Annotated in this window: 7 protein-coding genes, 1 pseudogene and 1 riboswitch; of the genes and pseudogenes, 1 reads left to right on the forward strand and 7 read right to left on the reverse strand. The window is 63.5% G+C overall.

Annotated elements, in window-relative coordinates; genetic code table 11:
- The 7 genes and pseudogenes from WC739_RS23575 to WC739_RS23605 all read right to left on the reverse strand — a co-directional run.
- The coding region (locus WC739_RS23575; protein ID WP_372955404.1) for an NADH-ubiquinone dehydrogenase at positions 1 to 601 on the reverse strand (601 nt) is incomplete at its 3' end.
- Positions 602 to 680: 79 nt separating this feature from the next.
- On the reverse strand, positions 681 to 1985 hold the full coding sequence (nuoF, locus tag WC739_RS23580; protein WP_372955405.1) for an NADH-quinone oxidoreductase subunit NuoF: 1305 nt from the start codon (positions 1983 to 1985) through the stop codon (positions 681 to 683).
- A 54-nt stretch (positions 1986 to 2039) separates the two neighbouring features.
- Positions 2040 to 2987, reverse strand: a pseudogene (gene nuoE / locus WC739_RS23585) (NADH-quinone oxidoreductase subunit NuoE); the annotation flags it as partial.
- On the reverse strand, positions 2988 to 4178 hold the full coding sequence (locus tag WC739_RS23590; protein ID WP_372955406.1) for an NADH-quinone oxidoreductase subunit D: 1191 nt from the start codon (positions 4176 to 4178) through the stop codon (positions 2988 to 2990). It lies immediately after the preceding pseudogene.
- 9 nt (positions 4179 to 4187) lie between these two features.
- Entirely contained in the window at positions 4188 to 4793 is a 606-nt protein-coding gene (locus WC739_RS23595; RefSeq protein WP_372955407.1) for an NADH-quinone oxidoreductase subunit C, read from the reverse strand.
- A gap of 4 nt (positions 4794 to 4797) precedes the next feature.
- On the reverse strand, positions 4798 to 5379 hold the full coding sequence (locus WC739_RS23600; RefSeq protein WP_372955408.1) for an NADH-quinone oxidoreductase subunit B family protein: 582 nt from the start codon (positions 5377 to 5379) through the stop codon (positions 4798 to 4800).
- A complete protein-coding gene (locus WC739_RS23605) occupies positions 5370 to 5735 on the reverse strand; it encodes an NADH-quinone oxidoreductase subunit A (protein ID WP_372955409.1) in 366 nt (121 codons plus the stop codon). The genes WC739_RS23600 and WC739_RS23605 overlap by 10 nt, the downstream gene beginning before the upstream one ends.
- A 329-nt stretch (positions 5736 to 6064) precedes the next feature.
- Here WC739_RS23605 and WC739_RS23610 point away from each other — a divergent pair, with 329 nt between their 5' ends.
- Positions 6065 to 7264 carry a winged helix-turn-helix domain-containing protein gene (locus WC739_RS23610; RefSeq protein ID WP_372955410.1) on the forward strand — a complete coding sequence of 400 codons (1200 nt, stop codon included), beginning with the start codon at positions 6065 to 6067 and terminating at the stop codon, positions 7262 to 7264.
- A 30-nt stretch (positions 7265 to 7294) separates the two neighbouring features.
- Positions 7295 to 7404: riboswitch (cobalamin riboswitch) on the forward strand. This riboswitch is flagged as partial in the annotation.

Below are 7404 nucleotides of genomic sequence, written 5' to 3' on the forward strand. Positions count from 1 at the left end.
TCTCGTCCGGCGTCCATGCGGCGATCTGCGCATATGTCCAGATGCCGAGGCCGTTGAGCACCTTCTCCAGCTTCGGGCCGATGCCCGGTATCGCCTTGAGGTCCGACGGCTTCTCCGGCCGGTCCATGATTCGGGGCTGCCGCAAATCCGCCCGCGCCACCCCGGCCGGGGTGGCCGTCGCCCGTTCCGCGTCGGCGGCCGGCGTCTTGTCCACGGCCTCCTGGGCAGCCATGTCCGTCACGTCCCGCGCGAAGGATTGCGCTTCCGCGATCAGGGTCCTGGTCGCAGCGCGGGCCTTGGAGGCATTCCTGGCCGTCACCGAAACATGCTCGGCGCGCGCCTCGAAATCGTCGACGATCGGCAACAGCATACGCCGCGAAGCTTCCGCCGCCCCGCTGAGCGCGCCCATCCAGACACCGAACGCATGGTTGGCGAGGCCGATGCCGAGCGCCGACATTGCCGCCGCCCCCGCGACAGGATGCGCGAAAAGGTTGACGGCGCTCGCCATCTCCTTCGGCATCATCCTGATCAGGTCCTGGTTCATTGTCTCGATCTGGTCCAGATTGGGCATCAATGGGTAGGGTGTCGAATAGGCCGACATTGGATCTCCTTAGTCGTTTCTTCGTATGCCCCGGCCCGGCTTCCTCTTTATGGGCGTTTGCCCGCGTTCAGAATGGTATCTATTCCGCAGCCACCAACACCGGCTCGGCCCGGTGCGCGTTGCGCGAAAACTCGTCGATGCGGCGCTCCACCTCGCCGCGGAAATGCCGCATCAGGCCCTGGATGGGCCATGCCGCCGCATCGCCCAGCGCGCAGATCGTGTGGCCTTCGATCTGCTTGGTGACGTCGAGCAGCATGTCGATCTCGCGCTTCTGCGCTTCGCCGCGCACCAGCCGCTCCATCACCCGCCACATCCAGCCGGTGCCTTCGCGGCACGGCGTGCACTGGCCGCAGCTCTCGTGCTTGTAGAAATAGGACAACCGCGCGATCGCTTTGACGATATCGGTCGACTTGTCCATGACGATGACGGCCGCAGTGCCGAGGCCGGATTTGAGATCGCGCAGCGCATCGAAATCCATCGGCGCGTCTATGATCTGCTCGGCCGGCACCAGCGGCACCGACGCGCCGCCCGGGATCACCGCCAGCAGATTGTCCCAGCCGCCGCGAATGCCGCCACAATGGGTCTCGATCAGCTCGCGGAACGGGATCGACATCGCCTCTTCGACGGTGCACGGATTGTTGACGTGGCCGGAGATGCAGAACAGCTTGGTGCCGACATTGTTGGGCCGGCCGAAGGATGAGAACCAGGCCGCGCCGCGACGCAGGATGGTCGGCGCCACCGCGATCGATTCGACATTGTTGACAGTCGTGGGGCAGCCATAGAGACCGACATTGGCCGGGAATGGCGGCTTCAGCCTGGGCTGGCCCTTCTTGCCTTCGAGGCTTTCGAGCAGTGCCGTCTCCTCGCCGCAGATATAGGCGCCGGCGCCGTGATGCATGTAGATTTCGAAATCGTAGCCCGACGTATTGCCCTTGCCGATCAGCTTGGCCGCATATGCCTCGTCGATGGCCCGCTGCAACGCCTCGCGCTCGCGGATGAATTCGCCGCGCACATAGATGTAGGCGGCGATCGCGCCCATGGCGAAACCGGCGATCAGCGCGCCCTCGACCAGCGTGTGCGGATCATGGCGCAGGATGTCGCGGTCCTTGCAGGTGCCGGGTTCGGATTCGTCGGCATTGATGACGAGATAGCTCGGCCGGCCATCGCTCTGCTTGGGCATGAACGACCATTTCAACCCTGTCGGGAAGCCGGCGCCGCCACGGCCGCGCAGGCCCGACGCCTTCATCTCGTTGACGATCCAGTCACGACCCTTGGCGATGATGCCCGGAGTGTTGTCCCAGGCGCCGCGCGACATCGCGCCGGCCAGCGACCGGTCGAAGCGGCCGTAGATGTTGTTGAAGATGCGGTCTCTGTCCTGAAGCATGTTCTTTCCTCAGACCGGCTTCTTGCCGTTCTTGCCGTTCCTGTTGCCGCCCGGCGCTATTTCAGCCTTGGCGGTTGGCCCGGTGCGCTGCTTGGAGACCGCTTCGACTTCGGGCGAGGTCATGTTGGCATTGGCTGCCGAATGCCCCGGTGCCGCGGCGCTCACGGCCTTTTCCTCCGCCGGCGCCACCTTGGTCGCGGACGGCGAGTTCAGTGTGGGGTCGGTTTCAGCCGCGTTGGTCTTCGGCTTGCCGGCATTGGACGGCGCCACAGATGCGCCGGTTGCTGCCGGGGCAGCGGAGTCGGTACCGGCCGAGGTAGCCGGCGCTGCGGCCTGGGCAGCCTTGGTAGCCGCCCTGGCTTCCTCGTCGCGCGTGGTCTTGAGGATTGCCTTTTCACTGGTCAGCGTCGTCAGGCCCGTGATCGGTTCCGACGTGGTGCGGCCATTCTGCGGACCGGGAGCAACCGAAGCGCCCTTGCCGGCATCATAAAGGTCGATGATCTCGGCCAGCCGTTCCGGCGTCAGGTCCTCGAACGTGTCCTTGAAGATCATGACCATCGGCGCATTGACGCAGGCGCCGAGGCATTCGACCTCTTCCCACGACAGCGTGCCCGCGTCGTTGGTGTGGAACTGGTCGTGATGGATTTTGGAACGGCAGACGTCCATCAGCCCTTCCGAGCCGCGCAGCATGCAGGGCGTGGTGCCGCAGACCTGGATATGCGCGCGTGTGCCGACCGGATTGAGCTGGTACTGCGTGTAGAAGGTCGCGACTTCCAGCCCGCGGATACGCGGCATGCCGAGCATGTCGGAGATCGTCTCGATCGCCGCCTTCGTCACCCAGCCTTCCTGCTCCTGCGCGATCATCAGAAGCGGGATAATGGCGGACTGTTCCCGGCCCTTCGGGTATTTCTTGATCCATTGCTTCGCCGCCGCCGCGTTCGCCCGGTTGAAGGCGAAGGATGCTGGCTGGACGCTGGCTTCTGCGAGACGGCGGACTGACATTTAACGATCGACCTCACCAAACACGATGTCGAGGGAGCCGAGAACGGCGGTGACGTCGGCCAGCATGTGGCCGCGGCAGAGGAAGTCCATGGCCTGGAGATGCGCGAATCCGGGAGCGCGCAGCTTGCAGCGATACGGCTTGTTGGTGCCGTCGGAGACGAGGTAGACGCCGAACTCGCCCTTCGGCGCCTCGACGGCCGCATAGACCTCGCCCGCCGGCACGCGATAGCCTTCGGTGTAAAGCTTGAAGTGATGGATCAGCGCTTCCATCGAGCGCTTCATCGCCTGGCGCTTGGGCGGTACCACCTTGCCGTCGAGGTTCGACACCGGTCCGGTGCTTTCCTTGCCGAGCAGAAGGTCGACGCACTGGCGCATGATCCGTGCCGACTGGCGCATCTCTTCCATGCGAACGAGGTAGCGGTCGTAGCAGTCACCGTTCTTGCCGACCGGAATGTCGAAATCCATCTCCGGATAGCATTCATAGGGCTGCGATTTGCGCAGGTCCCAGGCGGCCCCTGATCCGCGCACCATGACGCCGGAAAAGCCCCAGGCCCAGGCGTCGGCCAGCGAGACGACGCCGATATCCACGTTACGTTGCTTGAAGATGCGATTGCCGGTCAGCAGCCTGTCGAGATCGTCGATCGACTTGAGGAACGGGTCGATCCACTTGCCGATGTCCTCGACCAGTTGGCGCGGCAAATCCTGATGCACGCCGCCGGGACGGAAATAGGCGGCATGCATGCGAGAGCCGGAGGCGCGCTCGTAGAACACCATGAGCTTTTCGCGTTCGACGAAGCCCCAAAGCGGCGGCGTCAGCGCGCCGATGTCCAGCGCCTGCGTCGTCACATTGAGGATGTGTGACATGATGCGGCCGATCTCGCAGTAGAGCACGCGGATCAGCTGGCCGCGCCTTGGCACTTCGATACCGAGCAGGCGCTCGGTGGCCAGCGCGAAGGCGTGCTCCTGGTTCATCGGCGCGCAATAGTCGAGCCGGTCGAGATAGGGCAAGGCCTGCAGATAGGTCTTGTTCTCGATCAGCTTTTCCGTGCCGCGATGCAAGAGCCCGATATGCGGATCGACGCGATCGACGACTTCGCCGTCCAACTCCAGCACGAGGCGCAAAACGCCATGCGCCGCCGGGTGCTGCGGGCCGAAATTGATGTTGAAATTGCGGACGGAGGTCTCAGCCATTCTGGCGCCTCAATTCGTCTTGGCTTTTTCATCGCCGGGCAGGACGTAGTCCGTCCCTTCCCAAGGCGAGAGAAAATCGAAATTGCGGAATTCCTGCTTGAGCTCAACGGGCTCGTAGATCACGCGCTTGGCCTCGTCATCGTAGCGAAGCTCAACGAAACCGGTCAGCGGGAAATCCTTGCGCAGCGGGTGGCCCTCGAAACCGTAATCGGTCAGCAGGCGGCGCAAATCGGGATGGCCCGAGAACAGCACGCCGTAGAGATCGTAGGTCTCGCGCTCGAACCAGTCGGCGCCGGGAAACACGTCCGTGAGCGACGGCACCATCGTTTCCTCGTCGGCCTGCAGCTTGAGCCGGATGCGCGCATTCTGCTTCGGCGACAGGAGGTGGTAGACGACGTCGAAACGCTTGGCCCGCGACGGATAGTCGGCGCCGCAGACATCGATGATCGAGATGAACTGGCAGCGCGCATCGTCGCGCAGGAAGGTCACGACCTCGACCAGGTCGCGTGCATCGACATGCACGGTCAGCTCGCCATAGGCGATGTCAGCGTCGTGGACGCGGCCGATCAGCTTCTCGCCGAGATAGGTCGACAGTTCGCTAAGGGATGCGGTCATGGATTTACCGTTCGATCGTGCCGGTGCGGCGGATTTTCTTCTGCAGCAGAAGAATGCCGTAGAGCAGCGCTTCGGCGCTCGGCGGGCAGCCGGGCACATAGATGTCGACCGGCACGATACGGTCGCAGCCGCGCACCACCGAATAGGAATAATGATAGTAGCCGCCGCCATTGGCGCACGAGCCCATCGAGATGACGTAGCGCGGCTCAGGCATCTGGTCGTAAACCTTGCGCAGCGCCGGCGCCATCTTGTTGGTGAGCGTCCCAGCGACGATCATGATGTCGGACTGGCGCGGCGAGGCGCGCGGCGCGACGCCGAACCGCTCCGAGTCGTAGCGCGGCATCGAGGTGTGAATCATCTCGACGGCGCAGCAGGCCAGGCCGAAGGTCATGAACATCAGCGAACCGCTGCGCGCCCAGGTGATGAGGGCTTCGGTCGAGGTGACAAGAAAGCCCTTGTCGGCCAGTTCATCGTTGATTTCGAGGAAGAAGGGATCGTCCTCCCCCACCGGCCGGCCGGTGTTGGGGTCGATGATACCCTTGGGCTTTGGCGCGACGAGGGTGCCTGAACTGTCGTTCAATCCCATTCCAGCGCTCCTTTTTTCCATTCATAGGCGAAGCCGATGGTCAGCACCGCCAGAAATACCATCATCGACCAGAAGCCGAGCATGCCGATCTTCGAGAACGACACTGCCCATGGAAACAGGAAGGCCACTTCCAGATCGAAGATGATGAACAGGATCGACACCAGGTAGAACCGGATGTCGAACTTCATGCGGGCGTCGTCGAACGAGTTGAAGCCGCACTCGTAGGCGGAAAGCTTTTCGGGGTCCGGATTGCGATAGGCCACCAGGAAGGGGGCGGTCAGCAGCGCCAGGCCGACAACCAGCGCCACGCCGATGAACAGGACTATGGGCAGGTACGAACTGAGTAGTGCGTTCATGCTCGGCTTTCCGTTGGCGCCAATCCACGTTGATTACAGCACCGGACCCTGATGCGGAAGCGTGACAGTTTAACCGCCGAAGCGTCTTGAGGGCCTATGCTGCAACGCGGCGAGGGTTAGCGCAGCACTTCCAGCGAAGCAAGTCAAACCTTGTTCAAAACAAGCGGCTGGACGGCATATCGCGGCAAACTGGTCCGATCTCCTCCTGTTTGATTTCCTTCTAATTCTACTCCACTTTTGTCTGCTGACATGCCTGCCGCCAAATCCCTGTTAGCATGGCTCGGAATCAGCCATCGAAACCTCGGTCAATCCCTTAGAGTGACGCTTGCATGAAGGAAAAAATCTCGCTCCCCATGGCCCGGCGCATCGCACTGGCCGCGCAGGGGTTTCTCGATCCCCGCCCCGCCGCTGTGCCGGATCGGCGCCACCTCGCCCGCGTGCTTGCCCGCACCGGCCTGCTGCAGATCGATTCCGTGAGCGCTGTGGTCCGCGCGCACTACATGCCGCTTTATTCGCGGCTTGGCCCCTACCCGCTCGCCTTGCTCGACAACGCCTCCGTCACCCGCAAACGCACTGTCTTCGAATACTGGGCGCACGAGGCGTCCTTCCTGCCGGTCGAGACATACCCGCTGATGCGTTGGCGCATGCAGCGCGCCGAACGCGGCGATGAAATGTATCTCGGCCTCGCCAAATGGGGCCGCGAGCACACCGCCTATATAGAAGAGATTTATCGCGCGGTCGTCGATCGGGGCCCGATCGCCGCGTCCGCGCTCGAAGGCCAGAAAGGGTCGGGCGGCTGGTGGGGCTGGAGCCATGCCAAGCACGCCTTCGAATGGCTGTTCTGGGCCGGGCGCATCACCACCGCGCACCGTCGTGGCTTCGAGCGCTTCTACGATCTGCCGGAACGCGTCCTGCCGCAGGCGATTCTCGACCTGCCTGTCCCCACGGCAGAGGACGCGCACCGCGAATTGCTGCGCATCTCCGCCCGCGCCCACGGCATCGCGACCTCAGGCGATTTGCGCGACTATTTCCGCCTGTCCCCCGCCGACATGAAGGGTCGGCTGGAGGAACTGGTCGAGGCCGGCGAGCTCGTCCCGATGCGTGTCGAAGGCTGGGACAAGCCGGCTTACCTTCACAGGGACGCGCGGCTGCCCCGAAGAATCGATGCTCGTGCCCTGCTGGCGCCGTTCGATCCGGTCGTCTTCGAGCGCTCGCGCACCGAGCGGCTGTTCGATTTCCACTACCGCATCGAGATCTACACCCCGGCCGAGAAGCGGCAGTACGGCTATTACGTCCTGCCGTTCCTGCTCGGCGATCGGATCGTCGCCCGCGTCGACCTCAGGGCCGATCGGCCGGCGAGCGTCCTGCGAGTGCACGCCGCCTACCCCGAGGCAGGCGCACCGCCTGAAACAGCCGCGCAACTGTTCGAAGAACTGAAGCAGATGCAGGGTTGGCTTGGCCTTGAACGCATGGAAGTGACGCCGGCGGGCGACCTCGGACAGCCGCTGGCCGACATCGCCATGTCGTAGCCGTGCGTTGACACTGCCACCTGCAAAAGCCTAAATCCCGGTCCAGACGGTCCCTTGCCCGCAACGGCAGGGGCTAAGAGGGAATGCGGTGCGGGATTTCGGTCTCTAATCCGCGGCTGTCCCCGCAACTGTAAGCGAAG

Origin of the sequence: Mesorhizobium sp. (genome assembly GCF_041661565.1) — a bacterium.
Taxonomy (GTDB): domain Bacteria; phylum Pseudomonadota; class Alphaproteobacteria; order Rhizobiales; family Rhizobiaceae; genus Mesorhizobium.

What these genes read in the sequence shown, in the direction of transcription:
- WC739_RS23590 (WP_372955406.1), bottom strand. Translation starts at nt 4,178, where the DNA reads ATGGCTGAGACCTCCGTCCGCAATTTCAACATCAATTTCGGCCCGCAG.
- WC739_RS23595 (WP_372955407.1), bottom strand. Translation starts at nt 4,793, where the DNA reads ATGACCGCATCCCTTAGCGAACTGTCGACCTATCTCGGCGAGAAGCTG.
- WC739_RS23600 (WP_372955408.1), bottom strand. Translation starts at nt 5,379, where the DNA reads ATGGGATTGAACGACAGTTCAGGCACCCTCGTCGCGCCAAAGCCCAAG.
- WC739_RS23610 (WP_372955410.1), top strand. Translation starts at nt 6,065, where the DNA reads ATGAAGGAAAAAATCTCGCTCCCCATGGCCCGGCGCATCGCACTGGCC.
- WC739_RS23605 (WP_372955409.1), bottom strand. Translation starts at nt 5,735, where the DNA reads ATGAACGCACTACTCAGTTCGTACCTGCCCATAGTCCTGTTCATCGGC.
- nuoF (WP_372955405.1), bottom strand. Translation starts at nt 1,985, where the DNA reads ATGCTTCAGGACAGAGACCGCATCTTCAACAACATCTACGGCCGCTTC.